The following is a 17,231-nucleotide window of genomic DNA, read 5'->3' as shown; positions in this document are numbered from 1 at the left end:
GCATCATGTACTCGGGATCGTCCTTGGGCAGAACCTTGAGTAGGGTCGGCGCCCGACCGGCGAGCACACGGACAACCCTCGACGTCAAGGCGTGCACGCAGAGAGATGCCGAAGCCGGCGGCGATCCGGCGCTCGTCATCAGACAGGTGATGACTAGGCCGTTCCCGGTGGCTCTTGGAGGGTGTCGCGGAGCCAGATGACGATCGCGGTGACTGTCAGGGTGAAGGTGCTCCAGGCCATGGCCATTCACCCCGCCAGGAATCGCGGCGGCTGGTTCGCCCTGGCCCGCGCCGAGCCAGTCCTTTTCGCACCCTGACCCAAGCGCCAAGGGACCCGTTGGCTACACGGCAGAGCCAACCTTGTCCACGATGCCGACCTTGCCCTCCGCACGGGCACAATGCGCGCCGCAGAACCAGTGACCATCCACCTCGACACCCTGGCCGATGATCTGCACCCGGCAGTGCTCGCAGATGGGCGCCATGCGATGGATCGCGCAAGCGAACGAATCGAAAACGTGACGTGCCCCATCCCGGGTCTCGACAGTGAACGCCAGCTCGTAGTCATTCCCACACACTTCACAACGTGTCATAAGCCGCATCGTCAGGGGCGGGGCGGGCACTCGCAAGCTGACATCGCTACGCCGACCAGGGGTTACCCCTGGTCGGCGTAGCGATGTCACTGATTGGCAGACCATTCGCCCGCACCCGTGTCAGATGTGGTCGATGTCGTCCAGATCATCCTCCGACAACATCGGCGCCCGTGACAACCAGTACTCAAGCCACTCACTCTTCGTCATAGTCACAGGTAACACACCCTCTTCGAGATATCAGTTCCCTCAAAGAGGAGAGTGCACGTCTTCGACTGCTTCTCCTGCGCGATCCACCGCATGGCCCCCATCTGCGAGCACTGCCGGGTGCAGATCATCGGCCAGGGCGTGGAGGTCGAGGGCCACTGGTTCTGCGGCGGCCACTGCGCTCGGGCGGAGGGGAAGGTGGGGATCATCGACAAGGTGTGAGCCGCCGACCCGCAGGACCCCCTTCCGGTACCCCCCTCATTGCGCCCCGCGACCGAGTTGTACGGTCGTGGGGTGTACCGCTTCCTGATGTCCCGGCAGTGGGTGATCCTCGCGTTGATCACCCTTCTCCTGATCCCCACGATGATCAGGCTGGGCATCTGGCAGATGCACCGCTACGAGATGCGCAGCGCCCGCAACCAGCTGGTGTCGGAAGCCCTGCACTCCAAGCCGGTCCCCGTGGAGACGATCAGCACCCCCGGGCACGCGGTCACCCGCACGGAGAAGTACCGCACCGTCACCGCGACCGGGACCTTCGACACCTCCAAAGAAGTCGTCGTCCGGCGCCGTACCAATGACGACGACGAGGTCGGCTTCCACGTCCTCACCCCGTTCGTGTTGACGGACGGCAAGGTGGTGTTGATCAACCGTGGATGGATCCCGGCGACCGGGGCGCAGACCGCCTTCCCGAAGATCCCCGCGCCCCCGGCCGGCAGGACCACCATCACGGGGCGCCTGATGGCCGACGAGACGACAGCGGCGAGCGGCATCAAGGACATCAAGGGCCTGCCCGACCGCCAGATCATGTTGATCAACAGCGAGGAACAGGCAAGACGGCTCAACGCCCAAGTGCTCGGCGGCTATGTCGAGCAGACCGCGCCGGCGCCGAAGGGCGACACGCCGGAGCAGATCTCCGACCCGGGCAAGGAAGACGCCCCGCTGAACTACGCGTACATGATCCAGTGGTGGCTGTTCGCCGCGGCCGTCCCGGTCGGCTATGTCGTCCTGGCCCGCCGTGAGGCCCGTGACCGCCGGGAGGCGGCGGCGAAGGAAGCGGAGACGGCGGAGGCCGAGCCCGCGACGGTGTGAGCTGCCCCTCGCTTCACCCGCCCGGCCCCGAACCTTGATTGCCCCACCGGTAGTCAGGGAACCCGCACCCCGTGCACCCACGTATCGAGGACTACGCCCTCATCGGCGACGAACAGACCGCTGCCCTGGTCGGCATGGACGGCTCGGTCGACTGGCTGTGTCTGCCCCGCTTCGACTCGGCCGCCTGCTTCGCCAGACTGCTCGGCGACGAGGAGAACGGCCACTGGCGCATCGCCCCCAAGGGCGCGGACCGCTGCACCCGCCGCGCCTACCGCCCCGACACGCTGGTGCTGGACACGGAGTGGGAGACCGACGAGGGCACGGTACGCGTCACCGACCTGATGCCCCAGCGTGACATCGCCCCCGACGTCGTACGCGTCGTCGAAGGCCTCAGCGGAAAGGTCACCGTCCACAGCACGCTCCGCCTGCGCTTCGACTACGGCTCGGTCGTGCCGTGGATGCGCAGGTCCGACGGGCACCGGGTGGCCGTGGCCGGACCCGACTCTGTGTGGCTGCGCAGCGAACCGGACGTGCGCACCTGGGGCGAGGACTTCGGCACGCACTCGGAGTTCACCGTAGAGGCCGGTCAGAAGGTCGCCTTCGTCCTCACCTGGCACCCCTCGCACGAGCCGCGCCCGCCACTCGTCGACCCGTACGAGTCGCTGCGGACCAGCGTCGCGGACTGGAAGCGCTGGGCGGCCCGCTGCCGCTACGACGGCCCCTACCGGGACGCGGTCGTACGCTCCCTGATCACCCTCAAGGCGCTCACCTACCGACCGACCGGCGGCATCGTCGCCGCGGCCACCACCTCGCTGCCCGAGGAGATGGGCGGCGTCCGCAACTGGGACTACCGCTACTGCTGGCTGCGCGACTCCACCCTCACCCTCGGCGCCCTGGTCTCCGCGGGCTACCTCAAGGAGGCCGAGGCCTGGCGGAACTGGCTGCTGCGCGCGGTCGCGGGCGACCCGGCCGACCTGCAGATCATGTACGGCGTGGCGGGCGAGCGACGGCTGCCCGAGTTCGAACTGCCGCACCTGTCCGGCTTCGGCGGTTCGACTCCCGTACGGATCGGCAACGGAGCCGTCAACCAGCTCCAACTCGACGTCTACGGAGAGGTGATGGACTCCTTGTGGCTGGCCCGGCGCGCGGGCCTGTCGCCCAAACCGCACATGTGGTCCCTCCAGAGCATCCTCCTGGAGTGGCTGCGCTCGCAGTGGCGGCAGCCGGACGAGGGTCTGTGGGAGGTGCGCGGCGGACGCCGGCACTTCGTGCACTCCAAGGTCATGGTCTGGGTGGCCGCCGACCGCGCCGTACGCACCCTGGAGGAGTACGGCGACCTCCCCGGCGACCTGTCGGGCTGGCGCGAACTGCGCGACGAGGTGCACCGCGACGTGTGCGAGAACGGCTACGACCCGGAACGCAACACCTTCACGCAGTCCTACGGCTCGCAGGAACTCGACGCCGCCCTGCTGCTCATCCCCCGCTTCGGCTTCCTGCCTCCCGACGATCCCCGGGTGATCGGCACGGTCGACGCCGTCCAGGAGGCGCTCGGCCACGACGGCTTCGTACGGCGCTACGACACCGCCGCCGACACCGTCGTCGACGGGCTGCCGGGTGACGAGGGCGCCTTCCTGGCGTGCTCGTTCTGGCTCGTGGACGCCCTGCACCTGACAGGCCGTACGAAGGAGGCCAAGGTGCTGTTCGAGCGTCTGGTGGGGCTCGCGAACGACGTGGGGCTGCTCGCGGAGGAGTACGACCCGGTGGCCGGCCGCCAGCTGGGCAACTTCCCGCAGGCGTTCAGCCACATCGGCCTGGTGAACAGCGCCCTCGCCCTGTTCGCGGACGAGGAGGCAGGATAGGGGCCATGGATCTTGGACTGAAGGACCGGGTGTACGTCGTCACCGGAGCCACCCGCGGGCTGGGCAACGCCTCCGCGCGCGAGCTGGTGGCCGACGGCGCGAAGGTGGTCGTCACCGGGCGGGACGAGAAGCGCGCCGCCGACGCGGCGGCCGAACTGGGGCCGAACGCGATCGGCGTGGCCGTCGACAACGCCGACGCCGGGGCACCGGCCCGGCTGATCGCCGCCGCGCGTGACCACTTCGGGCGCTTCGACGGCATCCTCGTGAGCGTCGGCGGGCCGCCGCCCGGGTTCGTCGCCGACAACACCGACGAGCAGTGGCAGGCATCGTTCGAGTCGGTGTTCCTGGGCGCGGTGCGGCTCGCCCGCGCGGCGGCCGGGGAGTTGGAGGCGGGCGGTGTCATCGGGTTCGTGCTGTCCGGGTCGGTGCACGAGCCGATCCCGGGGCTGACGATCTCGAACGCGCTGCGGCCGGGTCTCGCCGGTTTCGCCAAGTCCCTCGCGGACGAGCTGGGGCCGCGCGGCATCCGTGTCGTCGGGCTGCTGCCGGCCCGTATCGACACGGACCGCGTGCGCGAGCTGGACGGGATGTCCGCGGACCCGGAGGCCACACGGAGGGCCAACGAGACGCGGATTCCGCTACGGCGGTACGGCACTTCTGACGAGTTCGGCCGGGTGGCGGCGTTCCTGCTGTCGCCGGCCGCGTCCTACCTGACGGGGATCATGGTGCCTGTTGACGGTGGGATGCGGCATGGGTTCTGAAGTCGTATGACTGCGGGCCCCCTGGGGCTGGGCGCGTCCACGCGGCGGAGCCGCCCATCAGACACAGCCCCGCGTCCTTAGGGGGATGCACCTCTGCCCGCTTCAACTCACCCTCTCCGCGCGGTGCTTGACGCCCTTCAGGCGGACCTCCGTCGGCAGTGCGTCCAGGCCCGCCGAATCGCGGGCGTGGCTGAGGGCGTTGGCCGTCAGGTGGTCGAGGGCCGCTCCGGGGTCCACATGGGGTTCCAGGTGGAGTTGGACGCGGGCCTCGGGTGCCGTGCGGGTGCCGGCGAGACGCACGTGCGCGTGGGCCACGCCGTCCAGGTCGCCCGCGTCGGTGGCGAGGACGCCTTCCAGGGCGCGGCCCCGGAGCAGCGCGCCCTCGCCGTCGCCGGTGCGGACGGCGACCTCGGTGAGCCGACGGCGTCGTAGGACCGCGACGAGCCACCACAGGGTGAGCAGGACGAGGACGGCGAGCGCGGCGAGAACCGTAGGCCACCACCAGCCGTCGCCTCGCCAGCGGGTTCGCCGGGCGGCGCTCAGCAGGACGTCGTGGCGGCCGTCGTAGATCCACCAGGAGGGTGGCTTCACGCCGCGCCCGACGGCCAGCACGGAGCCGCCGAGGACGACCAGGACCAGGCCCACGACACCGGTCACCACACGGTTGACGATCCTGAGCACCGACCTCACCCCTTCCGTCCGGAACGGCCGACGCGCACCGTCAGCGCGGGCGGCCGGGCCAGCCCGAGCCCGGTGATCGCGTCAGTGAGCACGGCGTCCAAGTCGGCCCGTACGTCGTCGAGTTCGCGGAAATGGGACACCGCGCGGACATCGGTTCTGGTCCTGCTGGTCCGTACCCGTACCGACTGCACGCCCGAGACCTCCATGGCCCGGTCGCGCAGCACCATCGCGGCGGCGGCGCGTTGCAGGCCGGCCCGGATGTCGGCGTGGGTGCGGCGCATCGGCAGCACCTGGCGCAGGCCGGGCGTGACGGCGAGCACGATCAGCCAGAGGCCCAGGGCGGCGGCGACACCGGCGCCGACGAGGACCCAAGTGTCGTCCAGGGGGCGCTGGGCGAGTTGCCGGGCCAGTTCCCGGCGCCAGTGCGCGGCGGGCCGTTCGGCGCGCACGGCGGTGACGTCGTAGAGCAGGGCGCCCGCGCCGACGAGCAGCAGGGTGGCGACGATGCCCGCGGGGACGCGGCGCGCCGACCAGAAGCGGCCGTCCTTCCCGTCCCCCACCACGGGTACGGGATCGTGGTCCACCGCCGGGACGTACCCGCCCCGCCCTGGATCGGTCTCCTTCTCGATGACCGGTAGTCGTTGGGTCGTGCCATCGGAGCCCTGGGGCTCGCTCATCGCGTCCTCCCCTGTGCCGCGCCGTGCGACCGTGCCGGATGCAGCCGTTCCACTTGGACGGCGACCTCGGGCACGTCCATGCCCACCAACGCGCGTACCCGCTGAACCACCTGTCGACGCACCTGAAAGCAGCGGGCGCCGATGTCGCAGGGATAGTCGAGTTCGAGGTGCACGCGCACGCGTGCGGTCTCGTGGTGGACGACGACGGTGGCGTGCGGCGGTGCGGCCTCCGGGGGCAGTGGTCCGAGCGCCTCGCGGGCCGCCTGCGCGGCGATCTTCGCGACGACCCGGTCGGCGATCCGGGTGGCGCCCCGCTCGCCGGGCGCGACGACCGTCGGGGGTCTGCCGCGCTCGTCGACCGTGCCGTGCCCGCCGCTCATGGACGTCATCGCCGCCGGTCGTCGCGCGAGCGGAAGAAGTCGCCGAGTTCCAGGTCCCCCTCCAGGAACCGGCCGACGACGAACCCGATGGCGCCCAGGGCCGCCACCAGCAGGAACGCACCGAACCCGCCGAAATACCCGGCGAAGCCCAGCGCCATTCCGGCGATCATGCCGACCACGGCCCTGCTCATCCTGCGCTCCTCAGCTCGTTCGTCGGCCCGCTCATCGGCTCGTCCGTCGGCTCGCTCGTCGGCTCGGTCACTGGAGTCGGGGTTCCGGTTCCTCGTCCTCTTCGTCCGGGAGCTTCACATCGCTCACCGCGATGTTGACCTCGACGACCTCAAGGCCGGTCATCCGCTCCACGGCCGCGATGACGTTCTCCCGTACGGCCCGGGCGACATCCGCGATCGACACTCCGTAGTCGACGACGATCTCCAGGTCGAGCGCGGTCTGCACCTCGCCGACCTCGGCCTTCACGCCCCGGGACACCGACTTCGAGCCGCCTGGCACCCGGTCGCGCACGGCCCCGAAGGTGCGGGACAGCCCGCTGCCCATGGCGTGCACGCCCAGGACGTCCCGGGCGGCCAGCCCGGCGATCTTCTCCACGACCCCGTCGGCGATGGTGGTGCGCCCGCGGGACGCCGGGTCGCCTCCGCCACGTTTGATCGGGGTCTTGCGGGTCTGTACCGGCTCCCGCTCGCCGTCGGGGTCCTGCGTCCGGTTCCGCTCCGTCATGTCGGTCATCGCCGTACGTCCCTTTCGGTCGTCGTCCTTCGACCACGGTAAGTGCGGTTGCGGTCTCCCGCGCCGGGGATGCGGCAGGCTGGAGGAATGACGGCGGACGCGTGGACGCGAGCGGTACGGCATCAGTTGCGGCTCGGCAGGCTGCTGCCCCTGGGCGACCGGCGCGACGGCGCGTGGATCGCCGAGCGGGCGGCGGAGACGGTGCTCCGGAGCGCGGCGCGGCATGTGCGGGGCGTGCGGCTGGGCGCGCTGCGCATCGCGCTCGCCGATCCGCAGGACGCGTACGAACCCGCCGTGCCGGCCCCGCCCGGCGCCCTGCCGCCCGGCCCGCTACGGATCGCGGCGGACTTCGCGGCCGTGGCGACCGAGCCCCTCCCTGCCACGGCGTCCCGCCTGCGCACGACCCTCGCGGCGGCTGCGGCGGAGCGGCTCGGTCTGGAGGTGGCGGAGATTGATCTACAGGTGACTGCCCTGCTGGACCATATGGACGACCTGGACGGTGTTGACAGTGTTGACCGTATGGTCGACACGGAGTCCACCACCACTGCCGACATTGATCATGTTGATGACATTGACCGTGTGGACGGCGTTGACGAGAGCGGCGAGGTCCTGATCGCCGCAGCCGCACTCGCCGTCCCCGGTGTGGCCCGGCTGACCAGCACACCGGGCGGGCTGGGCCGGGCGGTGCACATCGAGGAGCAGCAGGGCGAGGGCGCGCTGCCGCGCCTCCACGCGCGCGTGGAACTCGCGGTGCGCGCGGACCGCCGGGCCCTGGATGTGGCCCGGGAGGTCCGCGCGAGGGTCGGCGAGGTGCTGCCCGGTCGCCCGACCGTGGCGGTGCTCATCACCAGGATCGGCTGAACCACGACCGGCTGTGCCACGACCCGCTGACGCCTGTGCGCCTATTCGCCGACGCCCGCCAGGTCCCGCAGCCGTCGCGCCTGTGCGGCGCGCTCGGCGGCGCGCTGGTCGTCGTACGTACGGCCCTGAACGCCCTGGAGGAGCGCCTTGGTCTCGATGAGGGCGTCGCGCGGTGCGGCCAGCAGCGCGGTCGTCAGGTCGCGTACGGCGTCCTCGACCTGGTCGGCGGGTACCGCGATGTTGGCGAGGCCGGTGCTCACGGCCTCCTCGGCCAGGACGGAGCGCCCCGTCGCGCAGATCTCCAGCGCGCGGGCGTAGCCGACGAGGCCGACCAGCGGGTTCGTGCCGGTCAGGTCGGGCACAAGACCGAGGCTGGTCTCGCGCATGGCGAACTGCACATCGTCGGCGACGACGCGCAGGTCACAGGCGAGGGCGAGTTGGAACCCGGCCCCGATGGCATGCCCCTGGACGGCGGCGATGGACACGATGTCGCTGCGCCGCCACCAGGTGAAGCCCTCCTGGTACTCGGCGATGGTCCCGTCCAGTACGGCGTCACCGCTGTGCGCGAGGTCGATGAACGACGGTTCGCCGTCGAAGCCCTCGGGTGTGAACGCCTGCCGGTCGAGGCCGGCCGAGAAGGACTTGCCCTCGGCACGCAGCACCACGACACGGACGGAGCCCGGCAGCAACCGTCCGGCCTCCGCCAACGCCCGCCACAGAGCAGGACTTTGAGCGTTGCGCTTGGCCGGGTTGGTCAGCGTCACCGTGGCGATCGCGTCGTCGACGGTGAGCCGTACGCCGTCCTTGTCGAGTACGGGACCGAGGTCCTTGTCGTCCTGTTCGGGCGAAGCCATGGGGCGCCTCCGATGTGTGCGGTCAGCAGAGCAGAGCTAAGTGACTGCACAGTAACCACCCGGCCGGTCAGTCGTCCGACCGGGTGGCCACCATCGAAGCCGATGGGCCGCCCGGGGTCAGGCCGAAGCCTTCTTGCCCCGGGTCGCCCCGCCACGCCCACGGAGCGTGACGCCGGACTCGCTGAGCATCCGGTGGACGAAGCCATACGAGCGGCCGGTCTCCTCGGCCAGCGCTCGGATGCTCGCACCGGAGTCGTACTTCTTCTTCAGGTCTGCCGCGAGCTTGTCGCGCGCGGCGCCGGTTACCCGGCTGCCCTTCTTCAGAGTCTCGGCCACCCGTGCCTCCTCATGGGAAGTGCGCTCTTGGTCTCCTCATGATCACCCCTCCAAGCGTTCATGGCCACCCATTCGGCAAGGTCCGTAAGACAAGGTTTTGACGACAGGAGTGCGTCCCCACAAGTGGAATATGGAATTCCACAGGGTCGTGTCCGTACGGCCGAACGAGTTGTTCCGCGAAGTACCTGGTCAGAGACGCAGGACGGCCGAGCCCTTGTCGATAAAGGGCTCGGCCGGGAAATCGATGTACGACACACCTCGGTACGAGGAGATCTCACACAGATGGTGGATCACCGGTAGGCCGAATGATCCATACGCCGTTGATCAAGCAATCGGTCAGGAGCTTTCGGTCACCGGCTTCGGGTCACGCCAGGGCGACGAGGTCCGCGTAGTCCGCGCCCCACAGGTCCTCGACGCCGTCGGGCAGCAGGATGATGCGCTCCGGCTGGAGCGCCTCGACGGCGCCCTCGTCGTGGGTGACGAGGACGACGGCGCCCTTGTAGGTGCGCAGCGCCCCGAGGATCTCCTCACGGCTGGCCGGGTCGAGGTTGTTCGTCGGCTCGTCCAGGAGCAGGACGTTCGCCGACGACACGACGAGGGTGGCGAGCGCCAGGCGGGTCTTCTCGCCGCCGGAGAGGACCCCGGCCGGCTTGTCGACGTCGTCGCCCGAGAACAGGAACGAGCCGAGCGTCTTACGGACCTCGACGAGGTCCAGGTCGGGGGCGGCGGAGCGCATGTTCTCCAGGACCGTGCGCTCCGGGTCGAGGGTCTCGTGCTCCTGCGCGTAGTAGCCGAGCTTGAGGCCGTGGCCCTCGATGACCTCGCCGGTGTCGGGCTTCTCCGCACCGCCGAGCAGGCGCAGCAAGGTCGTCTTGCCGGCGCCGTTCAGGCCGAGGATGACGACGCGCGAGCCCTTGTCGATGGCCAGGTCGACGTCGGTGAAGATCTCCAGGGAGCCGTACGACTTCGACAGGCCCTCCGCCATGAGCGGGGTCTTACCGCAGGGCGAGGGCTCCGGGAAGCGCAGCTTGGCGACCTTGTCGGAGACGCGCACCGCGTCCAGCCCGGCGAGCAGCCGGTCGGCGCGCTTGGCCATGTTCTGCGCGGCGACCGTCTTGGTGGCCTTGGCGCGCATCTTGTCGGCCTGCGAGTGCAGGGCGGCGGCCTTCTTCTCGGCGTTCTGCCGCTCGCGCTTGCGGCGCTTCTCGTCGGCCTCGCGCTGCTGCTGGTAGAGCTTCCAGCCCATGTTGTAGTAGTCGATCTGGGCGCGATTGGCGTCCAGATAGAACACCTTGTTGACGACCGTCTCGACGAGGTCGACGTCGTGGGAGATCACGATGAAGCCGCCGCGGTACGTCTTCAGGTAGTCGCGCAGCCAGACGATCGAGTCGGCGTCGAGGTGGTTCGTGGGCTCGTCGAGCAGGAGCGTGTCCGCGTCGGAGAACAGGATGCGGGCCAGCTCGATACGGCGGCGCTGACCGCCGGAGAGCGTGTGGAGCGGCTGGCCGAGCACGCGGTCCGGGAGGTTCAGCGCGGCGGCGATGGTGGCGGCCTCGGCCTCGGCGGAGTAACCGCCCTTGGTGAGGAACTCCGTCTCCTGGCGCTCGTACTGGCGCATGGCCTTCTCGCGGGTGGCGCCGCTGCCGTTGGCGATGCGCTGTTCGTTCTCGCGCATCTTGCGGATCAGGGTGTCCAGGCCGCGCGCGGAGAGGATGCGGTCGCTGGCGAGCACGTCCAGGTCGCCGGTGCGGGGGTCCTGCGGGAGGTAGCCGACCTCGCCGGAGCGGGTGACGGTGCCGCCGGCGGGCTGGCCCTCGCCGGCCAGGACCTTGGTCAGGGTGGTCTTGCCGGCGCCGTTGCGGCCGACCAGGCCGATGCGGTCGCCCTTGGCGATACGGAAGGTGGCGGACTCGATGAGGACGCGGGCACCGGCGCGCAGCTCGATACCGGAGGCGGAGATCACGGTCAGACTCCAGAGCGGGGTCGTAGGCGGAAGGGGCGGCTGAGGACGTTCCCGCCGTCTAATGCGCGAGGAGAATGGCCATAGGCCAAGTCTAACGGGGCAGTGCAAGCGCTTTTTCTGTCCACGGCGGCTCGTTGCCGGGGTGCGTGCGGCCCGAGGTGATCCGGCTCACGCGGTCCACGGCGGTGAGCTGGGCGGTCCGGGCCGGCGCCCGAACACGGCCGGGCGGCGAGCGACGCCGCGCCGTGACGAACGGCACGCGCGCGTGAGGGGTGTCGCCCGTTCGGACGCCTGTCCGGCGCCCCGGTGGGGGTGGCGGGCGAGGATGACGTCAGGGGGCTACGACTGCGGAGAGCGGGGCCCATGCAGTTCGACGACGATGCCGATCTGGACACCTCCGAGGTGCAGGACGTGCGCGGCAGCCGGATTCCCGGTGGCCGGGCGACCGTGGGCGGGGGTCTCGCCGGGCTGATCGCACTGCTGCTGGGGCTCTTCTTCGGGGTCGGTCCCGACAACCTGGGGTTGTCGTCGGGCAGCGACTCACCGGCGGCGACCGCGTCCTCGCCGGCCCAGGTGCAGTCGGCCTGCCGTACCGGGCAGGACGCGAACACCAAGGAGGACTGCCGCATCGTGGCGGTGGTCAACAGCGTGCAGGACTTCTGGACGCAGGAGTTCCGGCGGCGCAGCGGTACGTACACGCGGTCGCCGACGGTCTTCTTCAGCGGGCAGGTCGCCACGGCGTGCGGGACGGCGACCTCCACGGTGGGGCCCTTCTACTGCCCCGGCGACCGGAAGGTCTATCTGGACCTGGGGTTCTTCGACGAGCTGCGGACGAAGTTCGGCTCCAGCGGCGGGCCGTTCGCGCAGGCGTACGTCGTGGCCCACGAGTACGGGCACCACGTACAGGACCTGATGGGCACGCTCGGCCGGTCGCAGGACGGGCGGACCGGGGCGAACAGCAACGCGGTGAAGGTGGAACTGCAGGCGGACTGCTACGCGGGGGTCTGGGCGCATCACGCGACGACCACGAAGGACGAGTCGACCGGGCGGCCGTTGATCACGAGCCTCACGGACGCCGACATCCGGGACGGTCTGGACGCGGCGGCGGCCGTGGGCGACGACCGGATCCAGGAGCGGTTCCAGGGCCGGGTGACGCCGGAGACCTGGACGCACGGGTCGGCGGCGCAGCGGCAGCAGTGGTTCCACCAGGGCTACCGGACCGGGGACATGGCGCGGTGCAACACGTTCCGCTGACGGGCCGAAGGGCGCTGTCGGGGCCGTTGTCAGTGGCGGGTGCAAGACTCGTCGAAAGCGCTCAGAGCAGCAGAAACACCAAAGACACCGAGGCACGACAAGCACCCGAACACAAGGAAGTGATCGGCATGACAGGTACGGACGGCACGGACAGCGGGCGGCCCAGCATCTACCCGTCGCTGCTGTACGCGGACGCGAAGGCGGCGATCCGGCAGCTCACGGAGGCGTTCGGATTCAGCGAACTGGCGGTGTACGAGGGCGAGGACGGCTCGGTGATGCACGCGGAGCTGGTGCAGGGCAACGGCGCGGTGATGCTCGGTTCCAAGGGGCGCGGCGGCCGCTTCGACGAGGCGATGAAGAGCGCGGGACCCGCCGGGGTGTACATCGTCGTGGACGACGTCGACGCCCATCACCGGCGGGCCGCGGAGCACGGCGCGGAGATCCTGATGCCCCCGACGGACCAGGACTACGGATCACGGGACTACATGGCCCGGGACATCGAGGGCAACATCTGGAGCTTCGGTACGTACGCCCCTGGCATAGAGGCCTGACCCCGCCTAGCTGCCTCCTGTGTGCACCTGGAAGGCCGCCCGGCGTACGGCCTTGGCGAGCGCCGGGTCGGGGTGCGCGGCGGCGAGCGCGACCAGGACCTGCACGGTGCGCGGGTGGCCGACGGCGCGGACCTCGTCGAGGAGCATGGGGACGGTCGGCTGGATCGCGGACTCCAGGTGGCGCACGAGCAGCGGGGCCTCACCGTGGTCGGCGACGGCGGCGGCGGTGTCGACCCACATCCAGGTGGCCTCTTCGCGGGTGAGGACCTCGTGGGCGTCCTCGGGGTCGATCCCGTCGTGCTCGGCGAGCCAGAGCAGGGCGTACGGCCGGAGCGTCGCCTCGTCGACCGCGGCACGGACGTCGGGCTCGGCGGGGGCGCCGACGACGCGCAGCGCCTCGAAGGCGAGGCCGCGCAGCAGGGCGTCCTCGCCGCGGGCGGCGTCGATCAGCTCGCCGACCGCGCTGCCCACGGTGCGGGCGGCGAGCCAGGCGCGGTACTCGGCGCGGGCGGCGTTCGGGCGGAGCTGGGAGCAGCCGCGGAGCATGTCCTCGGCGGACTGCTCGATGTTCCCGGCGGGGCTCTGCGCGGCCACGCAGATCTGCTCCAGCTTGACCCAGACCGCCCAGCTGCCGAGCGGGGTGAGGGTGGCCTGGGCGTCGCCGTAGGTGAGGGCGCCGACGGAGGCGAGGGCGTGCAGGGCCCAGTCGAGGAGGGGGTCGAGGGGGGCGTCCGCGGCAGGCGTCTGCTGGACGGGCTCGGGCTGCGGGCCGTAGGGGATCTCGCAGCGCTCGGTGCGCAGTTCGGTGACGCGTTGTTCGAGGAGATCGAGGAGCTGTTCGACGGGGACGGGACCGGCGGACAGCTGGAGGAAGGAGAGCACCTGAGGCATGGCCGAGACGACCTCGGCGACGGCGGAGGGCTCGTGCTCCCGGGGTTCCGGGTGGGCGAGCGACCAGGCGTCGAAGAGGGCGACCCAGCCGCGCAGTACGGCACTGTCGTCGCGGTCCCAGGCACGCAGCCGCCAGCCGGGGCGGGCCTCGTCGCCGTGCACCTCGACGAGACCCGCGAGGCGGGCGGTGTCCCAGTCGGCGCGGACCTGAGCCGGGGTCAGGCCCAGATCCTCGGCCGCGAGTTCGGCGGTCGCGTCGGAGAGGGTGCCCTTGCCGTCGGGGCTCGCGCTGTCACGGCCGGGGCGTAGTGCGGCGTCGGCCCAGTGGGCGACGCGGGCCGCGCCGGCCAGGCCGGAGCGTGCCATTCTGGCCAGTTCCGCGGGGGCCGGTGTGCCCTCCGGAGGGCGGGGCGCGGGGCGGCGCGAGCGCCGCTGGTTCATCGCTCGGGGGGCGGCGGCCAGGGGTCGCGGGCGGACGAGTCGAAGCCTGGAGTCGCGCGGGATACGGGACGTCACGGGTGCAGTCTTCCGGTTGACGGTCCGAAAACCCAAACGGAATGTCACGGCGGGCGACGGGGATGGCCAAGGCACGAGGGCCCGGGGGCTGCTGGGGACCGGGATCAGGCCAGTGGTAGAGGGCTAAACGGAAGGGTTGGAGGGGGGTGGCGGGGGTGGGGGGCGGTGTCGGTGGAGGGGTGGGACGGGGATGGGGGACGGAGTAGGCGTAGGGATGGGCACGGGGGTTTGGTGCGGGTGAGGGGTGGCTGCCCGGCGACAGTAAGAGGCGGCCGGTGCCGTAAGCGGTTCAGGGTCACATCAGCGGTGTCAGGAAGCGGCGCAGGATTTCCTCGTAGCCGGCCGGGGCGGCGTTCCACATGGCGCTGTGGGGGGCCTGGGCCACCGGTTGGAGGGTGATCAGGTCGGGGCGGTGGGCGGCGAAGCGGCGGGAGAGGGTCCAGGGGGCGACCGTGTCGTCGGGGCCGTGGAAGATCAGGGTCGGGACCCTGAGCCGAGTGGGGTCGGCGGCCTCGGCGATGCGGTCGCCGTGGAGACCGGTGCGGCCCTGCGCGGCGCGTACCGCCAGCGGCAGCAGCGCGCTCGGGGTGTGCCGGGCCGTGGCGAGGGCACGCAGCGTCGTCTCCCAGTCGAGCACCGGCGAGTCCAGCACGAGGCCGGAGACGCGGTCGCGCATCGCGGAGTGCGCGGCGGCGCGCAGCGCCATGGTGGCGCCGGTCGACCAGCCGTACAGGACGACCTGCTCGGCGCCGTACCGCACGGCGTAGCGGATCGCCGCGTCCAGGTCGCGCCACTCGGTCTCCCCGAGGTGGCCCAGGCCGTCGGGGTTGCGGGGTGCGCCCAGGTCGCCGCGGTAGGCGAGGGCGAGGACCGGGAAGCGCTGGCGGTGCAGGAACTCCATGACGTTCAGGGAGAGTTCGCGGGTCGCGGCCAGACCGTGCACCGCGATCACCCAGGTGCTCCGCGCTCCGGGCACGAACCACGCGGGCAGGGAGCCGAGTTCACCTGGGATGTCGATGTCGGCGTGGTCCAGACCGAGGGCGGCGCTCGGGTTGCCGATGTGGACGTTCGGGGTGAGCCACACCTTGGCGCCGGGGCCCAGGGTGCCGTGAGTGACGCGTTCCAGGCGGCGTACGACGGCGTCGGCGGAGGGGGACGCCGTCGCGACGACCGGGCCGACGACCGCGTGGGAGCCGTCGCCGGCGAGGCCGTAGGTGCCGGGGCGGAGGGAGGCCAGGTCCCGGGTGAGGGTGATCTGGCCGGCGGCGGTGGAGTGCACCGTGAGCCGGGGTTCGGTCGGCAGGGGGCGGCCGGGCGGCGCCTTCAGCGCGGCGTCGCTGGCGTACCGGCCGACGACGACGCCTGCCGCGCCGGCCGCGAGGGCCACGGAGACGGCCGCGGCCGTCGCTCTGACTGTGCGCACGGCTCCAGTGTCCCGGCGGACCGGGCGGGCGGCCAGCCGGAAGAGGCTCGGGGTCCGGGGTGATGACTGGCGGGGGTGTCTGTGGCGGGAGGACGGTGCCGGTGGTGTGGGGCGGTACGGGTTGGTGCGGGAGGTGCGGCGGTACGGCGGTACGGCGGTAGCGCGGGCGGTACAGGCGGTACGGGCGGTACGGGCGGTACGGGCGGTACGGGCGGTACGGGCGGTACGGGCGGTACGGGCGGTACGGGCGGTACGGGCGGTACGGGCGGTGCGGGCGAGCTTGGCTCCGCCGGAAAGGCTCACCGCGGCCCGGCATCGTCGCGAAGGCTGGACGGCGCCGGGGGCGCGAGCAGTACGGGCGGTACGGGTAGTACGGGCGGTACGGAAAAGCTCGGCTGCGCCGGAAAGGTTCACCGTGGCCCGGCGTCCTAGCACAGGCCAGACGGGGCCGGAGGGAGAGAGCAGCCCGACACGAGTCCGGCGGGAGACAAGTCGGCCCAGCAGAACGCCACGGCGAAGGGGACGCAACGGGGGCCGCCCGGAAAGACGTCGGCACCCTGAAGAAGCGGGCCGCCAACACCAACCCTCACCCCGCGGCCCTCACCCCTGCCGTCTTCACCCCCACTGCCCCCACCCCTACCGCCCTCACCCCCGCCGCCCCCACCCCTACCGCCCTCACCCCCACTGCCCCCACCCCTACCGGCCTCACCCCCACTGCCCGTACCCCCGCAACCGCTCCCCCGCCTCCGCCACCTGCTCCCCCGAAAGCAGCGTCGGCGACAGCCCCGGCACCGAAGACGCCGTCAGCCACAGCCGGCACATCCACTCCAGCTGGGCCGTGCGGTCGTAGGCCTGGTCCAGGGAGTCGCCGTAGGCGATCGTGCCGTGGTTCTGGAGGAGGCAGGCGGAGCGGTCGGCGAGGGCGTGGAGCATGTTCTCGGCCAACTCCTCGGTGCCGTATGTCGCATACGGGGCAACCCGGACCGGGCCGCCGAGGGCGCCGGACATGTAGTGGACGGAGGGGAGTTCGGGGACGAGGGTCGAGACGGCGGTCGCGTGGACGGCGTGGGTGTGGACGACTGCGTGGGCGTCGGTGCTGCGGTAGACGGCGAGATGCATGGGGAGTTCGCTCGTGGGGAGCAGGGTGCCGAGCACCTGGCGCCCGTCGAGGTCGACGCCGACCGTGTCGTCAGGGGTCAGCCGGTCGTAGGGGACGCCCGAGGGTGTGACCAGGACGATGTCGCCGACGCGCGCCGAGACGTTCCCGGAGGTGCCGACCACCAGGCCGTCGGACACCGTCCGGCGGGCCGTCTCGACGAGCGCGTCCCAGGCCTGCGCCTCCTCCGCGCGCACACGCCTCCGCCACGGCTCCCCCGCGGTCTGTGCGCCCTCCCGGGCATCCCGTCCGTCCCGCTGGTCCCGCCGCTCCTCAGCCATGTCGCGATCCTGCCAGCCGACGCCCCGACACGCGTTCGGGCGCGGGCACTTTAGGCCGTGAGCCGCGCATCCGAAAGAGCACGTATGGGCATATGTCGCCCGCCCGGGCCGCTTGGCCGGAGGCCGACCGGCATCGACAGACCTTCCCATAACCTCTGGGG

General features: G+C 71.4%; 19 protein-coding genes. 7 read left to right on the top strand and 12 right to left on the bottom strand.

Annotation, left to right across the window (positions count from 1 at the left end):
- Window positions 1-340: 340 nt before the first annotated feature.
- Window positions 341-589 carry a hypothetical protein gene (locus ACIQBL_RS27325; RefSeq protein ID WP_365444758.1) on the bottom strand — a complete coding sequence of 83 codons (249 nt, stop codon included), beginning with the start codon at window positions 587-589 and terminating at the stop codon, window positions 341-343.
- 234 nt (window positions 590-823) lie between these two features.
- Between ACIQBL_RS27325 and ACIQBL_RS27320 the strand changes: the two genes are divergently transcribed.
- The 4 genes from ACIQBL_RS27320 to ACIQBL_RS27305 all read left to right on the top strand — a co-directional run bounded on the left by ACIQBL_RS27320 (window position 824) and on the right by ACIQBL_RS27305 (window position 4,502).
- Complete coding sequence (locus tag ACIQBL_RS27320) at window positions 824-1,015, top strand: hypothetical protein (protein ID WP_401945808.1); 192 nt, start codon at window positions 824-826, stop codon at window positions 1,013-1,015.
- Window positions 1,016-1,087: 72 nt separating this feature from the next.
- Window positions 1,088-1,882 (top strand): SURF1 family protein, encoded by a 795-nt coding sequence (locus tag ACIQBL_RS27315; RefSeq protein ID WP_401945686.1) that lies wholly within the window; start codon window positions 1,088-1,090, stop codon window positions 1,880-1,882.
- A gap of 71 nt (window positions 1,883-1,953) precedes the next feature.
- The gene (locus tag ACIQBL_RS27310; RefSeq protein WP_401945684.1) at window positions 1,954-3,741 is read left to right on the top strand and encodes a glycoside hydrolase family 15 protein; all 1,788 of its coding nucleotides are present in this window, start codon (window positions 1,954-1,956) and stop codon (window positions 3,739-3,741) included.
- Window positions 3,742-3,746: 5 nt separating this feature from the next.
- The gene (locus ACIQBL_RS27305) at window positions 3,747-4,502 is read left to right on the top strand and encodes an SDR family oxidoreductase (protein WP_401945683.1); all 756 of its coding nucleotides are present in this window, start codon (window positions 3,747-3,749) and stop codon (window positions 4,500-4,502) included.
- Between the two features lie 102 nt (window positions 4,503-4,604).
- Here ACIQBL_RS27305 and amaP read toward each other — a convergent pair whose 3' ends face one another.
- The 5 genes from amaP to ACIQBL_RS27280 form a co-directional block, all read right to left on the bottom strand.
- On the bottom strand, window positions 4,605-5,183 hold the full coding sequence (amaP, locus tag ACIQBL_RS27300) for an alkaline shock response membrane anchor protein AmaP (protein ID WP_401945681.1): 579 nt from the start codon (window positions 5,181-5,183) through the stop codon (window positions 4,605-4,607).
- Between the two features lie 5 nt (window positions 5,184-5,188).
- Entirely contained in the window at window positions 5,189-5,860 is a 672-nt protein-coding gene (locus ACIQBL_RS27295) for a DUF6286 domain-containing protein (protein ID WP_401945680.1), read from the bottom strand.
- Window positions 5,857-6,249: a hypothetical protein gene (locus ACIQBL_RS27290; RefSeq protein WP_401945678.1), complete on the bottom strand. Its 393-nt coding sequence runs from the start codon at window positions 6,247-6,249 to the stop codon at window positions 5,857-5,859. The genes ACIQBL_RS27295 and ACIQBL_RS27290 overlap by 4 nt, the downstream gene beginning before the upstream one ends.
- Window positions 6,246-6,431 carry a hypothetical protein gene (locus ACIQBL_RS27285; protein WP_019060657.1) on the bottom strand — a complete coding sequence of 62 codons (186 nt, stop codon included), beginning with the start codon at window positions 6,429-6,431 and terminating at the stop codon, window positions 6,246-6,248. The genes ACIQBL_RS27290 and ACIQBL_RS27285 overlap by 4 nt, the downstream gene beginning before the upstream one ends.
- Before the next feature lie 67 nt (window positions 6,432-6,498).
- Entirely contained in the window at window positions 6,499-6,984 is a 486-nt protein-coding gene (locus ACIQBL_RS27280; RefSeq protein ID WP_401945677.1) for an Asp23/Gls24 family envelope stress response protein, read from the bottom strand.
- Window positions 6,985-7,071: 87 nt separating this feature from the next.
- Between ACIQBL_RS27280 and ACIQBL_RS27275 the strand changes: the two genes are divergently transcribed.
- Window positions 7,072-7,845, top strand: a complete 774-nt coding sequence (locus ACIQBL_RS27275; protein WP_401945675.1) for a nucleopolyhedrovirus P10 family protein — start codon at window positions 7,072-7,074, stop codon at window positions 7,843-7,845.
- A 41-nt stretch (window positions 7,846-7,886) separates the two neighbouring features.
- Here the strand turns inward: ACIQBL_RS27275 and ACIQBL_RS27270 are convergent, their stop codons facing one another.
- The 3 genes from ACIQBL_RS27270 to ACIQBL_RS27260 form a co-directional block, all read right to left on the bottom strand.
- Window positions 7,887-8,699, bottom strand: coding sequence for an enoyl-CoA hydratase/isomerase family protein (locus ACIQBL_RS27270; protein WP_401945673.1), 813 nt, complete (start codon window positions 8,697-8,699; stop codon window positions 7,887-7,889).
- A gap of 117 nt (window positions 8,700-8,816) precedes the next feature.
- The gene (locus ACIQBL_RS27265; protein ID WP_019060653.1) at window positions 8,817-9,035 is read right to left on the bottom strand and encodes a helix-turn-helix domain-containing protein; all 219 of its coding nucleotides are present in this window, start codon (window positions 9,033-9,035) and stop codon (window positions 8,817-8,819) included.
- A 364-nt stretch (window positions 9,036-9,399) separates the two neighbouring features.
- Window positions 9,400-10,998: an ABC-F family ATP-binding cassette domain-containing protein gene (locus tag ACIQBL_RS27260; protein WP_401945672.1), complete on the bottom strand. Its 1,599-nt coding sequence runs from the start codon at window positions 10,996-10,998 to the stop codon at window positions 9,400-9,402.
- Between the two features lie 363 nt (window positions 10,999-11,361).
- Between ACIQBL_RS27260 and ACIQBL_RS27255 the strand changes: the two genes are divergently transcribed.
- Window positions 11,362-12,252 (top strand): neutral zinc metallopeptidase, encoded by an 891-nt coding sequence (locus tag ACIQBL_RS27255; protein WP_401945670.1) that lies wholly within the window; start codon window positions 11,362-11,364, stop codon window positions 12,250-12,252.
- Between the two features lie 128 nt (window positions 12,253-12,380).
- Window positions 12,381-12,803, top strand: coding sequence for a VOC family protein (locus tag ACIQBL_RS27250; protein WP_401945668.1), 423 nt, complete (start codon window positions 12,381-12,383; stop codon window positions 12,801-12,803).
- A 6-nt stretch (window positions 12,804-12,809) separates the two neighbouring features.
- Here the strand turns inward: ACIQBL_RS27250 and ACIQBL_RS27245 are convergent, their stop codons facing one another.
- From ACIQBL_RS27245 to ACIQBL_RS27235, 3 genes are all read right to left on the bottom strand, one after another.
- Window positions 12,810-14,210: a hypothetical protein gene (locus ACIQBL_RS27245; protein WP_401945667.1), complete on the bottom strand. Its 1,401-nt coding sequence runs from the start codon at window positions 14,208-14,210 to the stop codon at window positions 12,810-12,812.
- Between the two features lie 295 nt (window positions 14,211-14,505).
- On the bottom strand, window positions 14,506-15,633 hold the full coding sequence (locus ACIQBL_RS27240) for an alpha/beta hydrolase family protein (RefSeq protein ID WP_401945807.1): 1,128 nt from the start codon (window positions 15,631-15,633) through the stop codon (window positions 14,506-14,508).
- A gap of 705 nt (window positions 15,634-16,338) precedes the next feature.
- On the bottom strand, window positions 16,339-17,070 hold the full coding sequence (locus ACIQBL_RS27235; RefSeq protein ID WP_401945665.1) for a class II aldolase/adducin family protein: 732 nt from the start codon (window positions 17,068-17,070) through the stop codon (window positions 16,339-16,341).
- Window positions 17,071-17,231: the final 161 nt, after the last annotated feature.

Source organism: Streptomyces sp. NPDC088350, assembly GCF_044753545.1.
Lineage (GTDB): Bacteria > Actinomycetota > Actinomycetes > Streptomycetales > Streptomycetaceae > Streptomyces.
This window is presented reverse-complemented; position numbering and strand designations above follow the sequence as displayed.